Genomic DNA, 14,402 nt, shown 5'->3' on the forward strand with positions numbered 1-14,402 from the left:
ACCCCCCGGTCCGCCCGCCCCTTTACCGCCCGGTAATATCGCGCGGCAGGCCATCAGAGGAGGAACCGTGTCCCGGTCCGAACGCTCGCCCCTGCTGCTCGCCGGCCTGCTGGCCGCCGCGGGGGTCGCCCACTTCGCCGCCCCACGCTCGTTCGACGCGACCATCCCGCGCGGCCTGCCGGGCACGCCCAGGACCTGGACCTACGCCAGCGGTGCCGCCGAGCTGGCGCTGGCCGCGGGGCTGGCGGCCCCGCGTACCCGCAAGGCGGCCGCGCTGGCCTCGGCGGCCTTCTTCGTCGGGGTGTTCCCCGCCAACGTGAAGATGGCCGCCGACTGGCGCCACCGCCCCACGCCGCAGAAGGCCGCCGCCTTCGGGCGCCTGCCCCTGCAGGTGCCCCTCGTGCTCTGGGCCCGCGGCGTCGCACGGAACGCGAAGGGCCGGTCATGAGCGCACGCGTGGAGACCGGGGACAAGGTCGAGGACTTCGAGCTGCCCGACGAGACCGGCACCGTCCGCACCCTGTCCGGGCTGCTCGCCGAGGGCCCGGTCGTGCTCTTCTTCTACCCGGCCGCCCTGACCCCCGGCTGCACCGCACAAGCCTGCCACTTCCGCGACCTCGCCGCCGAGTTCGCCGCCGCCGGCGCACGCCCCGTCGGCATCAGCGGGGACACCGTCGAGCGGCAGCAGGAGTTCGCCGGACAGCACTCCCTCGGCATGCCCCTGCTGTCCGACGCCGACGGCACGGTCCGCGAGCGGTTCGGCGTGAAGCGCGGCTTCTCCCTGGCGCCCACCAAACGGACCACGTTCGTCATCGCGCAGGACCACACCGTCCTCGACGTCGTCCGCAGCGAACTGCGCATGAACGCCCACGCCGACCGGGCGCTCGCCGCCCTGCGCGCTCATCGGAGCTGACACCGTCACGAATGCGTCGCAGCGGTTGATAGCGGGCGTCAAAGGGATGATCCTGGACGAATGGAGGACGCCTCCGCTGCTGCGATCATCGACGCCCGCGGCATTGTGACGGGGTGGAGCGAGGGTGCCCGCCGGCTGACCGGATATCCGGCCGAGGAGGCCGTGGGCCGGGCCGTACGGGAGCTGCTCGCCGAGAAGGTGCCGCCCGAGGCGGTGTCCGCGCTGTCGGGCACCGTCATGGTGCGGCACCGCGACGGCTATCTGATCGGGCTCCGCGTCAGCGGGTGCGCGGTGGCGGGCCCGGACGGGGAGGCGGGCGGATTCGTCGTCACCGCCGAGCCCCCCGGCAACGCCGAGACGTCGCTGGCCGGCCAGGCCTTCCAGCAGGCCTCGATGTCGATGTCCGTGTTCGACACCAGCCAGCGCTATCTGCGGCTCAATGACGCGGCCTGCCATGTGATGGGCGTACCCGAGGAGACGCTGCTCGGCCGGCCCTTCCCGGAGACCGTCGAGGAGGCCGAGCACAGCAAGGGCTTCAACTGGCATCTGCGGCATGTCTCCGATACCGGCAGGCCGGTGCGCTATGAGAGCTTCACGGGCGCACCGTCCCTGAACCGGGAGCACGCCTGGAGCATCGAGATGTGGCCCGTCCGGGACGACTCCGGTGAGGTCCTGGGCACCGCCCTCGCGGCGTTCGACAGCACCGAGCAGTACTGGGCCCGGCAGCGGCTGGCCCTGCTGAACCAGGCCGCCGCCACCATCGGCACCACCCTGGACGTGGTCCGCACGGCCGAGGAACTGATCGAGGTCGTGGTGCCCCGGTTCGCCGACTTCGCCAGCGTGGACCTGTTCGACTGGGTCCTCGGCGCGGAGGAGTCGCCGACCGTACCCACCGAGGAGATCGTGCTGCGCCGAGTCGCTCACGGCTCCCACACCGAAGGCACCCCGGAAGCCGCCGTCCGCCTGGGAGAAGTGGACCTCTACCCCGGCTTCTCACCCATCGCCCGGGCGATGCGGGAGGGTCGCGCGATCCTCAGCCAGGCGGGGGAGCCGTCCTTCATGCGGTGGGTCGCCGAGCGCAACACGCGCGCCCCGCAAGGACGCCCCTACCGCAAGGGCGTCCATTCGATGATGGCGGTGCCGCTGCGGGCCCGCGGCACCACTCTCGGCGTCGCCGTGGCCGTGCGCATCAAGCAGGTGGACGACTACGCCGCCGACGACGCCGTCTTCGCCGAGGAACTCGCCAGCCGGGCCGCGGTCTGCGTCGACAACGCTCGCCGCTTCGCCCGGGAACGCACCACCGCGCTGGCCCTCCAGCACAGCCTGCTGCCGAGGGGGCTGCCCGGCCAGGCCGCCGTCCAGGTGGCCCACCGCTATCTGCCCTCCGGCTCGGCGGCCGGCATCGGCGGCGACTGGTTCGACGTGATCCCGCTGTCCGGCAGCCGGGTCGCGCTGGTCGTCGGGGACGTCGTGGGTCACGGCATCCCCTCCTCGGCGACCATGGGCCGGCTGGTCACGGCCGTACGCACCCTCGCCGACGTGGACCTGCCGCCCGACGAACTCCTCACGCACCTGGACGACCTGGTCACCCATCTCGCGTCGGACGACGAGGGCGACGAGGTCGCCGAACTCGGCGCGACCTGCCTCTACGCCGTCTACGACCCCGTCACGCGTCGGCTGAGCCTGGCCGCAGCCGGGCATCCCGCCCCCGCCCTGGTGCTGCCCGACGGATCCGCCCGGCTGATCCCCATGAGCGCCGGGCCCCCGCTGGGCGTGGGAGGACTGCCGTTCGAGGCCACGGAGCTCCAACTGCCCGAGGGCTCCGTCGTCGCCCTCTACACCGACGGACTCATCGAGGACCGCGACCGCGACGTCGACCACGCCACCGACGAGCTGTGCCGCGCCCTGACCGTGCCCGCCGACTCGCTCGACGCCCTCTGCGACACCGTGCTGAAGGCCGTCCTGCCCGAGGAGCCCAGCGACGACGTGGCGCTGCTGCTGGCCCGCACCCGGGCGCTGGGTGCGGACCAGGTCGCCACCTGGGACGTCACCTCGGACCCCGCGGAGGTGGCCGTCACCCGGCAGGCCGCCACCGACCAGCTCACCGCGTGGGGACTGGACGAGACGGCCTTCGTCACCGAACTGGTCGTCAGCGAACTGGTCACCAACGCCATCCGGTACGGCGCCGCGCCCATCCAGCTCCGCCTGATCCGTGACCAGACCCTCATCTGCGAGGTGTCCGACGGCAGTTCGACCTCCCCGCACCTGCGGCGGGCCCACCAGGACGACGAGGGCGGCCGCGGACTGCTGCTGGTCGCCCAGCTCACCCAGCGCTGGGGCAGCCGGCAGACCACCAGGGGCAAGACCATCTGGTGCGAGCAGCCGCTCACGTCGCTGTTCTGACCGGGCCGCTCAAGCGGCCACGCGCCCCGACGGGCGTTCCCGCACCACGTCCCGCGGCTTCTTGTCGTCCCGCAGGCCGAGATACCGCGGGTGGCGCAGCATGCCGTCACGGGTCCACTCGGTGAACGCGATCTGCGCCACCAGCTCCGGCCTCACCCACCGCGCACCCGCCTCCCGCACCGGCCCGTCGAACGGCGAAGCGGACTCCCGCAGCGCGTCTAGCCGCTCGCGCAGGTCGAGCAGCGTACGCCGGCCGAAACCCGTGCCGACCTTGCCCGCGTACCGCAGCCGCTCGCCCTCGTAATAGCCGAGGAGCAGCGCGCCGAGCCCCACCCGGCTCGCGGCCGGTTCGGTGAAACCGCCGACGACGAACTCCTGCCCCTGGGAACACTTCAGCTTCAGCCAATCCGCCGACCGCCGCGGCTCGTAGACACCGTCGGCGCGCTTGGCAATCAGACCTTCCCAGCCCCGGGCGCAGACCTCCGCCAGCAGCTCGGCGCCGCCCGCGTTGCGATGAGGCGTCAGCCGCAGCGGGGACCGGTACCTCAGCGCCCGGCGCAGCACCGACTTACGGGCCCGCAACGGCAGGTCCCGGATGTCGGAGCCGTCCAGCCGCAACAGGTCGAACACGTAGTACGTCACGGCCACCCCGCTCGCCGCCACGTCCTGACGCCGGGTCAGCCCCATGCGCTGCTGGAGCCGCGCGAAGTCGGTGCGCCCGCCCGAGAACGCGACGATCTCCCCGTCGAGGACGAAGTCCGTGCCCGACTGGGCCGCCAGCGCGTCCACGATCTCCGGATAAGTGTCGTTGAGCCGGCGGCCTGACCGGGACAGCAGGGTCACCCGCTCGCCCTCCCGGACCGCCAGCACCCGGATACCGTCCAGCTTCCGCTCGAACACCCACTCCTCACCCGGGGCCGAGAAATCCCGCCGGTCGCTCAGCGTGGCGAGCATCGGGCGGGCAGCCAGTTCCGCCCCGGATTGCGCAGGGCCCACAAGCCGCCGCTGCTCGGCAGGCAGCGTCTGAAGAAGCCCGGCCATCGCCGCTCACTCCCCGGCCGCGTCCGAGGCGACCTGGGCGAGGGTACGGCCGGACCTGGCCGACCGCGCCCGGCGCGGATCGGGAGCTCCGTGCGTCCGGGCACGTCCCCCGGCCCGCTTCACGAGCAGCCAGGCCTCCTCGCCCCCGTCCGCCCCGTCGCGGAACCGGGTGAGGGCGTATTCGCCGTGCAGCTTCGACCCGCTCAGCCGGAACGTGGCATGCCCGTGCTCCAGCGACTCCGCGAAGTCCACGGGCCGGCCCTCGCGGTCGTGGCTCAGCGGCTCGTACGTGCCGTGGTCCCAGACGATCACGGTGCCGCCGCCATACTCGCCGCGGGGGATCACGCCCTCGAATTCCTCGTACTCCAGCGGATGGTCCTCCGTGGGCACCGCCAGCCGCTTGTCCTTCGGGTCCGCCGAGGGGCCCTTGGGGATCGACCAGGACTTCAGTACGTCGTCCACCTGCAACCGGAAGTCGAAGTGCATCGTGCTCGCGTCATGGATCTGCACCACGAACCGGGGCATGTCCCCGGCGGGCGTCCCGCGTCCCCGGGGCTCGCCGGTCCGGTCGAAGTCACGCTTGCCGCGGTAGTCCCGCAGCCGGTCCCGCTCAGCCACCTGCGGCTCCTTCCTGCCTCGCGGGCGCGAGCCGTCCGCGCCGGCCCGGACACAGCTCGCGCTGGGCCCCGGGTACCCGTCAGAACTCCTCGTGCACCTCGGGGTCCCCGCCGACCCGCCGCTGCGCCCGGTCGGCGACGGCCCGCATCTCGTCCTCGCTCAGCTCGAAGCCGAAGACGTCGAGGTTGGCGCGCTGCCGCTCGGGGTTCGCCGACTTCGGGATGGGCACCGCGCCCAGCTGCGTGTGCCAGCGCAGGACCACCTGCCCGGCCGACACCCCGTGCGCCTCGGCGATCCGCGTCACCTCCGGGTCGTCCAGCAGGGGCGTGCCCCGGCCCAGCGGACTCCAGCTCTCGGTGACGATGTTCTTGCCCGTGTGGAAGGCCCGCAGGTCGTCCTGCGGCAGGAACGGGTGCAGCTCGATCTGGTTGACCGAGGGCAGTACACCGGTCTCCTTCTCCAGCCGCTCGATGTGCCCGGCCGTGAAGTTCGAGACGCCGATCGACCGGACGAGCCCGTCCTCGCGCAGCTTGATCATGGCCTTCCAGGCGTCGACGTACCGGTCCACGCGCGGCAGCGGCCAGTGGATCAGGTACAGGTCGACGTATTCCACGCCCAGGCGGGCCCGGGACTCCTCGAACGAGGCGAGGGTCTCCTCGTAGCCGTGGTGCCGGCCGGGGAGCTTCGTCGTCACGACGATCTCCTCGCGCGGCACCACACCGGAGGCCACTCCACGGCCCACCCCCGTCTCGTTGCGGTAGTTCGTCGCCGTGTCGATCAGGCGGTAGCCCGCCTCCAGGGCCGAGAGCACCGCCTGCTGCGCCTCGTCGTCGCCGAGCGGCCAGGTGCCCAGGCCCAGGGCGGGGAGCGTCGTTCCGTCGTTGAGCGTGTGTGCCGGGATGCTGATCACTGTCGGACCTTCCCCTTGACTGTGCGTGCGACTGTGTCGTCCCTCCAGCGTCACGGATAGGGTGAGCAATGATCAACCGGACGGGTGGGGGGATGAGGGCGGCGGACGGCATGGGCAGCGCCGAAAGGAAGCCGGCGTCGGGATCGGGGCGTCCCACCTCGCGGGACGTCGCCCGGCTCGCCGGCGTGTCGCACACCGCGGTGTCCTTCGTGTTCAACGGCCGGGCCGACGGCAACCTCTCGCCCGCCACCCAGGAACGCATCCGGCAGGCCGCCACCCAGCTCGGCTACCGGCCCGACCCCGTCGCCCGCGGCCTGCGCCGCAGCCGTACGGCCGTGATCGGCCTGGTCACCGACGAGATCGCCTCCTCGCCGTTCGCCGGGCGGCTGCTGCGCGGCGCCATGGACACCGCCTGGACGGGCGAGCACCTGGTCCTCACCGTCGACTCCGGCGGCGACCCGGCCAAGGAGGACGCGGCGGTCGCCGAACTCCTCGACAGGCGCGTCGACGGCATCATCTACGCGGCCATGTCCCTGCGCCGCGTCCGCGTCCCCGAGGGCTTGCACCGCACCCACTCCGTGCTGGCCAACTGCCTGCCCGAGGACGACTCGCTGCCCGCCGTCGTCCCCGCCGAGCGAGCGGGAGGCCGGACGGCGGCTCGGCTGCTGCTGGAGCAGGGGCACCGGCGGGTCGCGCTCGTCGGCGGGCAGGACGACATCGCCTCGGCGGAGCGGCTGCGCGGCTTCCGCGACGCACTGCGCGCCGAGGGCATCACCGTGCCCAGGGACTGGGTCGTGCGGACCGGCGGCGAGATCTCCAGCGGGTACGAGGGCGCCGTCCGCCTCCTCGAGGGGGCCCCGGCCGACCGGCGCCCGACCGGGATCTTCACGTACAACGACCGGGTCGCGGCCGGCGTCCTGCACGCCGCGACCCGGTGCGGCCTCTCCGTACCCGGCGAATTGTCGGTGGTGGGCTACGACGACCAGGAGCACATGGCCGCGTACCTCGCGCCGCCCCTCACCACCATCGCGCTGCCCCACCGGGCGATGGGGGAGGCCGCGACTCGGCTCCTCCTCGACGCCATCGCCACCGGACGGACACCGCCCGCCACCGTGCGGCGCCTGGCCTGCCCGGTGATCAGCCGTGTGTCGGTGGGACCAGCGCCCATCCGGTGACGGCCGCACCGGGAGTGACGCTCAACTCCCTTGTGTCATCGGCTCGTTGGTAGATGCGCTCAGTGACTGTGGCCCGGTCGCCGACGAACAGTTCGTACAGCGAACCGTCGACCAGGACGCGCACCGTGAGCTCCTCGTGCGGCGGAACATGGACGACGACCGGCGTGGGCGCCTCGGCCTCCTTGCGGGGCCAGTGGCTCCGGTCGAGTGTCACGGTGCCCTCTTCAGGGTCCAGACAGACCGTGATCTCGGCTCCCGAGGCCGACCGCAGCACAGTCACGCGGGTGTGGCTGCGGGCGCTGACGGTCAGGTCGTAGGCCTCCGGGAGCGCGGCCCGGCCCGGGGCGGTGACGAACGGCTCTGCGGCGTGCAGCCCGTGCAGCTCCGGGGCCGGGGCCACCCGCAGGGACCCGTCCGGATGGACGTCGACGACCCGGGGAGCGGTCAGGACACCGGCCCAGTCGGTCTCGCCCTGCTCGCGGGCCTCCCAGGACCAGCCCCACATCAGGGCACGGTCCGGCTCCTGGAGCACGGCGGGCGCGTAGAAGTCACGGCCGTGGTCGAGCCGGCCGCCCGTTCGTGCCGTGAGGCGATGATCCGCGTCCAGACGGCCCGTCACATAACCGGTGGTCCAGGGGTGGCCGTCCCACAGCGACACGACCAGCACCCACTCGCCGCCCCGCGTGGCGTAGAGCTGCGGGCACTCCCAGCCGGTCGCCCGGTCCCCGAACGCCGCCGCGGCGGCCGGGTCCCGGCCGTCCAGGAGCACACCGGCGAACCGCCAGTCGGTCAGGTCGTCGCAGTCGTACAGCAGGACCGACGGCGTACCGTCGGCGTGCCCCGCGCCGACCAAGGCCCGGCGCCGTCCGTCGTGCCGGAAGACGAACGGGTCGCGGAACATCACCACGTCCAGCCCCTCGGGCGGGCCCGTGACCACCGGGGTGGGCAGGGGAGTCCACTCGGCCAGCGTGGCGTCGTCCGGGTCCGCCGCCCGTGCCAGGCAGATCGTGCCGAGCCCGGCGTGGTCACGGTCGACCCCGGTGTAGACGGCCGTCGGCACGCCGGAGTCGTCGACGACGCACCCCGACCAGCAGCCCGCCTCGTCCGGGCCGCCCGGTGTCGGGGTGAGCGCGATCGGGTGGTGCTCCCAGTGGACGAGGTCGGGGCTGGAGGCGTGTCCCCAGTGGACGTTCGCGTGCACCGGGGCGTCCGGGTTGTGCTGGTAGAAGAGGTGGTGGCGGCCACGCCAGCGGAAGGGCCCGTTCGGGTCGTTCATCCAGTTGGCGGGCGGGCGGACCCGGAAGCGCGGGGCGTGCGGGTCCAGCGGGGGAGCGGTGAGGCTCAACGGTTGACTCCTGCGGAGGTGATGCCCTCGCGCAGAGGGCGCTGGCCGACGACGAACACGGCGACGGCGGGAATCATGGAGAGGACGACACCGGCGAGCACGACGGAGATCGAGCCGGTGCCGAGGTTGCCCTGGAGGGAGACCAGACCCAGCGGCAACGTGTAGTTCTGCCCCGATGTCTCGAGGATCAGCGGCCGGAAGAACTCGTTCCAGTGGTAGTTGAAGGCCAGGACGCCGACGATCGCGAGGCCCGGTGCGGCCAGCGGGGCGTACACGGACCGGAAGGTCCGCCAGGGCCCGGCACCGTCCAGCATCGCCGCCTCGCCCAGATCCCTGGGCATGCCCAGGAAGTACTGCCGCATCAGGAACGTGCCGAAGGCGGTCGGAAAGGCCGGGATGATCAGTCCCAGCAGGGTGTCGGTCAGGCTCATCGACTTCAGCACCAGGAACACCGGGACGATGGTGACCTGCAACGGCACCATCATCGTCGCCAGGACCAGGCCGAACAGCGGCTTCTTGAAGCGGAACTCCAGCCGGGCGAAGGCGTATCCGGCAAGACCCGCCGTGATCATCTGGCCGACGGCGATCAGCCCGGTCACCAGTGTGGAGTTCAGCGCCAGCAGCCAGACGTCGATCTGGTCGAACACCCCGCGGTACGCCTCGGTGGACGGGTTCGACGGGACGAGCTGCGGCGGCAGATCGAACGCCTCGGCGGGCGTGCGCAGCGAGGTGGAGACCGTCCACACCACGGGGCCGAGGGTGAGCAGGGCGCATACGGCCAGCCCGGCGATCCGCGCCCAGGGCGCCAGCCGGTACCGGACACGGCCTGAGGACAGGGTTGCTTGGCTCATGGGAAGACTCACCCGGCTCACTGGTAGTGGACGAAACGCCGGCTGAGCCGGAACTGGAGTGCCGTGACCGCCATGATCAGCACGAACAGCAGCACACCCACCGCGGACGCCTCACCGAAGCGCAACTGCTCGAACGCCGTCTCGTAGATCACCATCACGACCGTGCGGGTGGAGTCGCCGGGACCGCCGTTGGTGAGGACGTACGGCTGCTCGAAGACCTGGAGCGCGTTGATGATGCCGACGACCGAGGCGACCAGCAGCGTCGGTGACAGCAGCGGCAGGGTGACGGTGAGGTGCTTGCGCAGGCCGGTCGCACCGTCCAGGGCGGCGGCCTCGTGGATCTCCTTCGGGATGTTGTTCAGGCCGCCGATGAACAGCAGGAACGAGAAGCCGAACTGCTGCCAGACATAGACCAGGACCACGGTCGTCATCGCCGCGTTCTCCGACGTCAGCCAGGGGACCGGCGCGATCCCGACGAAGCCGAGCAGCCAGTTGATCACTCCGAAGTCCTGGTTGAACAGGTACTTCATCACCACCGAGATCGACGCGGCGGACAGCACGAGCGGGAAGAAGAACGCCGAGCGGAACACCGACCGCAGCCACACCGGCATCCGCCCGTTGAGGGTCAGCGCGAGCGCCAGCGCGATCAGCAGTTGCAGCGCCACCGCGAACACCATGAACACCAGCGTGTTGCGGAAGGACACCAGGACGGTCGAGTCGCCGAACACCTCCCCGTAGTTGGAGAGCCCGGCGTAACTCGGCGAGTCGATCACGTTCCAGTGGAAGAGGCTGAGCACCACCGAGCCGACGATGGGGACGACGGTGAACAGGACGATGCCGACGATCGTCGGGGCCAGGAACAGCGTGGCCAGCAGCCGGGTGCCCCGGTCGCGGGCCGAGGGACGCGGTGCCGCCTGGGCGGGTGCGGACTTGGGGCGTGCGGCCCGGGCGGGTGGTATCTGGGTGTTCGTCATGCGTCACGCTCCATGGCCTTCTCCAGGTCGCCCTGCATCCGGCGCAGCGCGGGACGCACCGAGCGCGGGGAGGCCAGGGCCGTACCGGTGTGCTTCAGCAGCACCTGCTCGACCTCCGCGACCTGCGGCGGCGCCGGGATCGGGCCCGTGTCGGGGAACCGGTCGAGGGTGTCGTAGAAGACCGGCCAGTGCGCCGGACCCGACTTCTCGTAGCGGGCGGCGGTCAGCAGCGAGCGGCGGGCCGGGGTTGTCTGGTTCGTCGTGAACAGCCGCGTCAGGGTGTCCTTGCGGGCCGCGTACTTGATGAACTCCCACGCCTCGTCCTGCATCTTCGAGGTGCGCAGCAGCGCGTAGCCCGCCGCGCCGTACTGCATGCGCTGGGTGCGCCAGCGCGGGAAGTACTGCACGTCGAACCCGTCCCGCTTCATACCCGCCAGATGCAGGCCGCCCGCCCAGAAGCCGCCCGCCGGTGTGACACCGACCCGGCCGGTGGAGAACACGCCGATGAGGTTCTGGCCGTTGCCGCCCTCGGGCCGGGTGCACAGACCGTCCTGGATGAGGGAGGCGAGATAGTCGTAGACCTCCTCCACGCGGTCGTGGGTGGCCTGCGGCGTCGTCCAGCGGAAGCCGCCCCCGCGGCCGCTGCGCTGGGCCGCCGGATAGAAGCCGTCCCACAGCCACTGCCCGCCGGGTGCCTTGGACTCGGCGAGCAGGTTGGTCTCGTTCGCGAACAGCCAGGGCACCACACCGCCCCAGAGCCGGTTGGTCCAGAAGTACGGCGTGAAGCGGGAGCCGCCGGACTTCTTCATGTCCCGCAGCAGCGCGGTGAAGTCGTCGCGGGTCCAGTCGGCCGGCGGGAATTCCGCTCCGGCCCGGCGCAGCACCTGCCGGTTGAAGTAGATGTCGGCCGCGTTGAACTCCACCGGCAGCTGGTACAGGCTGCCCTCGTACATCATCGACTCCACCAGCGACGGGTGGACGTCGGCGAAGTACTCCTTCAGCTCGGCCGCGTCCCGACGCACCCACTTGTCCAGGGCCACGCCGAGTCGCTGCGCGAACAGCTGCACGCCCTCGGTGGCGACGTAGACGAGGTCGGGGGCGGTGCCCGCCGCGACCTGGGTGAGGATCTTCGCGAAGAAGTCCGACCAGTCGACGGCCTGCACCGCGTTGATCCGGAGCTTGATGTCGGGGTGCAGCTCGCGGAAGCCCTCCCGGAGCATGCGGATGGCCTCCGGCCCGTAGGCGGGGCCCAGCGTGGCGACGACGAGGGAGCCGTCGTCCCGGCCGGGGATGTCGGCTCCGGTGAGCCGGTCCCAGCTCGCGGCGGTGCCGGCCAGGGCGGCGGCCCCCGCGCCATAGGCGCCGTACCGCATGAGGGCGCGGCGGGTGAGGTGCGAGTCGGTCATCGTTATGGGCCTAACTCGTGTTAGACGAGGGGTGATGCCCCAGATGATGTGAGCGCCGCGCAGACCTGTCAAGGCGTGCGACCGCTTGACCTTTAACGAGTTAGGTCCGAGAGTCCTGGTCTCATGAGCCGCCGTTTCCGACGAGAGGAACGAGTGTGATGAGCGGGATCAGCAGGAGAGCGCTGTTCGCCGGTTCGGCCGTGGGCGCGGCCGGCGCGATACTGCCCGCCGCGGCGGGCCCGGCCGCGGCCAGGCCCCGGACGGCACGCGCGAGTTACCGCGCCGCCTATCACTTCACCGTCCCCGAACAGTGGAAGAACGACCCGCAGCGCCCTGTCTGGATCGACGGCGCGTACCACTACTACTACCTCCACAACGCCGACTACCTCTCCGGCGAGGTCGGCACCGCCTGGCGCCTGGCCACCAGCACCGACCTGGTCTCCTTCACGGACCGGGGGATCGCCGTACCCAAGGACACCACCCCCAACGGCGACGTCTGGTCGGGCTCGGCGGTTCTCGACACGGACGACACGGCGGGCTTCGGGGCGGGCGCGGTCATCGTCCTGGCCACGATGTCGCCGCACGATGGCCCGAGCGACCAGGCGCAGTACCTGTACTACTCCACCGACGGCGGCCGTTCGTTCACCCCGCACGGGACCGACCCGGTACTGCCCAACCCCGGAGTGCGCGACTTCCGCGACCCCAAGGTGATCCGCGACGAGGAACGCGGCCGGTGGGTGATGACCCTCGCCGAGAACGACAAGGTGGGCTTCTACCACTCCGCCGACCTCAAGTCCTGGACGTACGTGAGCGGTTTCGTCAAGGGCGGCATCGGCGTGCTGGAGTGCCCCGACCTGTTCCGGATCCGCGCCGGGGACGGCACGGTGAAGTGGGTGCTCGGCGTGAGTGCCAACGGCAAGGCCGCGGGGCTGCCGAACACGTACGCGTACTGGACGGGCTCCTTCGACGGCAGCGCCTTCACCGCCGACGCCGCCGAGCCGCAGTGGCTCGACCACGGCTGGGACTGGTACGGAGCCGTCACCTTCGACAAACGCGGCGCCGACGGCACGCTCGACGAGGAGACCCGCTACGCGATCGGCTGGCTGAACAACTGGGACTACGCCCACATCACGCCCACCATCGACAGCGACGGCTTCAACGGCACCGACTCGATCGTCCGCGAGATCACGCTGAAGCGCGCGGCCGACGGGACCTACCACCTGGTGTCCCGGCCGGTCGCCGCGCTCGACCGGTACGTCTCGCGCACGGTACGGCTCGGCGACCTGGCGGTCGACGGCACCCGCGTCCTCGACTACCGGGGCACCGCCTACGAGCTGACCTGCGAGATCGCCTGGGACCAGCTCACCGGTGCGGGAGTGCAACTGCGGCGCTCCCCGGACGGCGTCCGGCACATCGACGCCGGAGTCCACCGCGACTACGCCTACCTCAACCGCCGCCCCACCGTGTCCCCGGACATGTCGGGCAGATGGCAGGAGAGCCACAGCCCCTTCGACCCGGCCCGGCGCACGGTGACACTCCGCGTCCTGGTCGACCGCACATCGGTGGAACTGTTCCTGGACGACGGCCGGTACGTGCACTCGACGGCGGCCTTCCCGTACCTGGTCGACACCGGGCTGGCGCTGTTCACGATCGACGGGAGGGCGGTGTTCCGGAACACCACGATCCGGGAGTTCGAGGTGTGAGGGGCGCGGGTGCGGTGTCGCCTCGGGCGGAGATCGCTGTCACGATCTTCGGGAAGGCAGGTACACGCCCACGACCAGCGGAGCGCTCATGACGACGGACAGCCCGATCACGGACGAGGCGGCGCGGGACACCGGGGTGGAGGTGAAGCCGGTCGCCGGGCGCATCGGCGCCGAGATCAGCGGCGTCGACCTGGCCGCGGACCTCGACGACGCCGTGGTCGCCGCGATCAGGGCGGCGGTGCTGCGGTGGAAGGTGGTGTTCTTCCGGGGGCAGCGGCTGGACCACACCGGGCATGTGGCGTTCGCGCGCCGGTTCGGCGAGACCGTGGTGCTGCCCCGGCGCGGCAAGGCCTCGCCGCCGGACTTCCCCGAGATCGAGACGACCGCGGACCGCCTCGAACTGGGCGGGCGGTTCGGCATGGAGCACGACGAGTGGCTGCGGCGCCGCCGCCACACCCTGCTGCGCGGCTGGCACTGTGACCACGGCGCCCGCATCGACCCGCCCGCCGCGACGATCCTGCGCGCCGAGACCGTACCGCCCTACGGCGGCGACACCACCTGGTCGAACCTGGCGGCGGCATACGCGGGACTCTCCGCGCCGCTGCGGGAGTTCGTCGACGGGCTGCGGGCCGAGCACCGGCTCGGCGTCGGCTACCAGCCCCGGCCCGGCGACGACGCGTACGTCCGGCACCTGCTGGACCGCCAGGTCGCCTCGCTGCACCCGCTGGTGCGCGTCCACCCGGAGACGGGGGAGCGGATCCTCTACGTCAACGGCTACTACGTCGAGCAGATCGCCGGCCTCTCCCGGCCCGAGAGCAGCGCGATCCTGGACATGCTGCTCGAGCAGGCGGTCCGGCCGGAGTACACCGTCCGGTTCCGCTGGGAGCCGGGCAGCGTGGCGTTCTGGGACAACCGCGCCACCATGCACCTGGCTCCCGGCGACACCGCGCACCTCGACCACCCGCGGATCATGCACCGGGTGATGCTCGCCGGGGACGTGCCCGCCGGGGTGGACGGCAAGCCGTCGGAAGCGATCACCGGGACCGCACCGGGCCGTTGGTGAC

Annotated in this window: 13 protein-coding genes; 6 read left to right on the top strand and 7 right to left on the bottom strand. The window is 71.8% G+C overall.

Features of this window, described 5'->3' with window-relative positions:
* The first annotated feature begins 67 nt into the window (after window positions 1–67).
* From OG542_RS39270 to OG542_RS39280, 3 genes are read left to right on the top strand one after another with little or no spacing between them, the layout of a single operon-like run.
* A complete protein-coding gene (locus OG542_RS39270) occupies window positions 68–448 on the top strand; it encodes a DoxX family protein (protein WP_328417450.1) in 381 nt (126 codons plus the stop codon).
* Complete coding sequence (locus tag OG542_RS39275; protein ID WP_328417452.1) at window positions 445–912, top strand: peroxiredoxin; 468 nt, start codon at window positions 445–447, stop codon at window positions 910–912. The genes OG542_RS39270 and OG542_RS39275 overlap by 4 nt, the downstream gene beginning before the upstream one ends.
* A 60-nt stretch (window positions 913–972) precedes the next feature.
* Window positions 973–3,315 (top strand): ATP-binding SpoIIE family protein phosphatase, encoded by a 2,343-nt coding sequence (locus OG542_RS39280; protein ID WP_328417454.1) that lies wholly within the window; start codon window positions 973–975, stop codon window positions 3,313–3,315.
* Between the two features lie 9 nt (window positions 3,316–3,324).
* Here the strand turns inward: OG542_RS39280 and ligD are convergent, their stop codons facing one another.
* The 3 genes from ligD to OG542_RS39295 form a co-directional block, all read right to left on the bottom strand.
* Window positions 3,325–4,356, bottom strand: a complete 1,032-nt coding sequence (gene ligD, locus OG542_RS39285; protein WP_328417456.1) for a non-homologous end-joining DNA ligase — start codon at window positions 4,354–4,356, stop codon at window positions 3,325–3,327.
* Between the two features lie 6 nt (window positions 4,357–4,362).
* The gene (locus tag OG542_RS39290) at window positions 4,363–4,974 is read right to left on the bottom strand and encodes a DNA polymerase ligase N-terminal domain-containing protein (RefSeq protein ID WP_328417458.1); all 612 of its coding nucleotides are present in this window, start codon (window positions 4,972–4,974) and stop codon (window positions 4,363–4,365) included.
* Between the two features lie 79 nt (window positions 4,975–5,053).
* A complete protein-coding gene (locus OG542_RS39295; protein ID WP_328417460.1) occupies window positions 5,054–5,884 on the bottom strand; it encodes an aldo/keto reductase in 831 nt (276 codons plus the stop codon).
* A 110-nt stretch (window positions 5,885–5,994) separates the two neighbouring features.
* On the opposite strand from OG542_RS39295, the gene OG542_RS39300 reads away from it, so the two are divergent.
* Window positions 5,995–7,059 carry a LacI family DNA-binding transcriptional regulator gene (locus tag OG542_RS39300; protein ID WP_328418312.1) on the top strand — a complete coding sequence of 355 codons (1,065 nt, stop codon included), beginning with the start codon at window positions 5,995–5,997 and terminating at the stop codon, window positions 7,057–7,059.
* Here OG542_RS39300 and OG542_RS39305 read toward each other — a convergent pair.
* The 4 genes from OG542_RS39305 to OG542_RS39320 are packed head-to-tail and all read right to left on the bottom strand — an operon-like array spanning window position 7,022 to window position 11,635.
* Entirely contained in the window at window positions 7,022–8,404 is a 1,383-nt protein-coding gene (locus OG542_RS39305) for a glycoside hydrolase family 32 protein (protein WP_328417462.1), read from the bottom strand. The two genes, OG542_RS39300 and OG542_RS39305, sit on opposite strands and share 38 nt — an antisense overlap.
* The gene (locus tag OG542_RS39310; protein ID WP_328417464.1) at window positions 8,401–9,255 is read right to left on the bottom strand and encodes a carbohydrate ABC transporter permease; all 855 of its coding nucleotides are present in this window, start codon (window positions 9,253–9,255) and stop codon (window positions 8,401–8,403) included. The genes OG542_RS39305 and OG542_RS39310 overlap by 4 nt, the downstream gene beginning before the upstream one ends.
* A 17-nt stretch (window positions 9,256–9,272) precedes the next feature.
* Window positions 9,273–10,229, bottom strand: a complete 957-nt coding sequence (locus OG542_RS39315) for a carbohydrate ABC transporter permease (protein ID WP_328417466.1) — start codon at window positions 10,227–10,229, stop codon at window positions 9,273–9,275.
* The gene (locus OG542_RS39320) at window positions 10,226–11,635 is read right to left on the bottom strand and encodes an extracellular solute-binding protein (RefSeq protein ID WP_328417468.1); all 1,410 of its coding nucleotides are present in this window, start codon (window positions 11,633–11,635) and stop codon (window positions 10,226–10,228) included. The genes OG542_RS39315 and OG542_RS39320 overlap by 4 nt, the downstream gene beginning before the upstream one ends.
* A 158-nt stretch (window positions 11,636–11,793) precedes the next feature.
* On the opposite strand from OG542_RS39320, the gene OG542_RS39325 reads away from it, so the two are divergent.
* Together OG542_RS39325 and OG542_RS39330 are read left to right on the top strand one after the other, a co-directional pair.
* Window positions 11,794–13,338 carry a glycoside hydrolase family 32 protein gene (locus OG542_RS39325; RefSeq protein WP_328417470.1) on the top strand — a complete coding sequence of 515 codons (1,545 nt, stop codon included), beginning with the start codon at window positions 11,794–11,796 and terminating at the stop codon, window positions 13,336–13,338.
* Window positions 13,339–13,426: 88 nt separating this feature from the next.
* Complete coding sequence (locus OG542_RS39330; protein WP_328417472.1) at window positions 13,427–14,401, top strand: TauD/TfdA dioxygenase family protein; 975 nt, start codon at window positions 13,427–13,429, stop codon at window positions 14,399–14,401.
* Window position 14,402: the final 1 nt, after the last annotated feature.

The organism is Streptomyces violaceus, from assembly GCF_036014075.1.
GTDB lineage: Bacteria > Actinomycetota > Actinomycetes > Streptomycetales > Streptomycetaceae > Streptomyces > Streptomyces violaceus.

Coding starts and splice junctions, on each gene's coding strand:
- OG542_RS39275 (WP_328417452.1), top strand. CDS start 445: ATGAGCGCACGCGTGGAGACCGGGGACAAGGTCGAGGACTTCGAGCTG.
- OG542_RS39280 (WP_328417454.1), top strand. CDS start 973: ATGGAGGACGCCTCCGCTGCTGCGATCATCGACGCCCGCGGCATTGTG.
- ligD (WP_328417456.1), bottom strand. CDS start 4,356: ATGGCCGGGCTTCTTCAGACGCTGCCTGCCGAGCAGCGGCGGCTTGTG.
- OG542_RS39300 (WP_328418312.1), top strand. CDS start 5,995: ATGGGCAGCGCCGAAAGGAAGCCGGCGTCGGGATCGGGGCGTCCCACC.
- OG542_RS39310 (WP_328417464.1), bottom strand. CDS start 9,255: ATGAGCCAAGCAACCCTGTCCTCAGGCCGTGTCCGGTACCGGCTGGCG.
- OG542_RS39315 (WP_328417466.1), bottom strand. CDS start 10,229: ATGACGAACACCCAGATACCACCCGCCCGGGCCGCACGCCCCAAGTCC.
- OG542_RS39320 (WP_328417468.1), bottom strand. CDS start 11,635: ATGACCGACTCGCACCTCACCCGCCGCGCCCTCATGCGGTACGGCGCC.
- OG542_RS39325 (WP_328417470.1), top strand. CDS start 11,794: ATGAGCGGGATCAGCAGGAGAGCGCTGTTCGCCGGTTCGGCCGTGGGC.
- OG542_RS39330 (WP_328417472.1), top strand. CDS start 13,427: ATGACGACGGACAGCCCGATCACGGACGAGGCGGCGCGGGACACCGGG.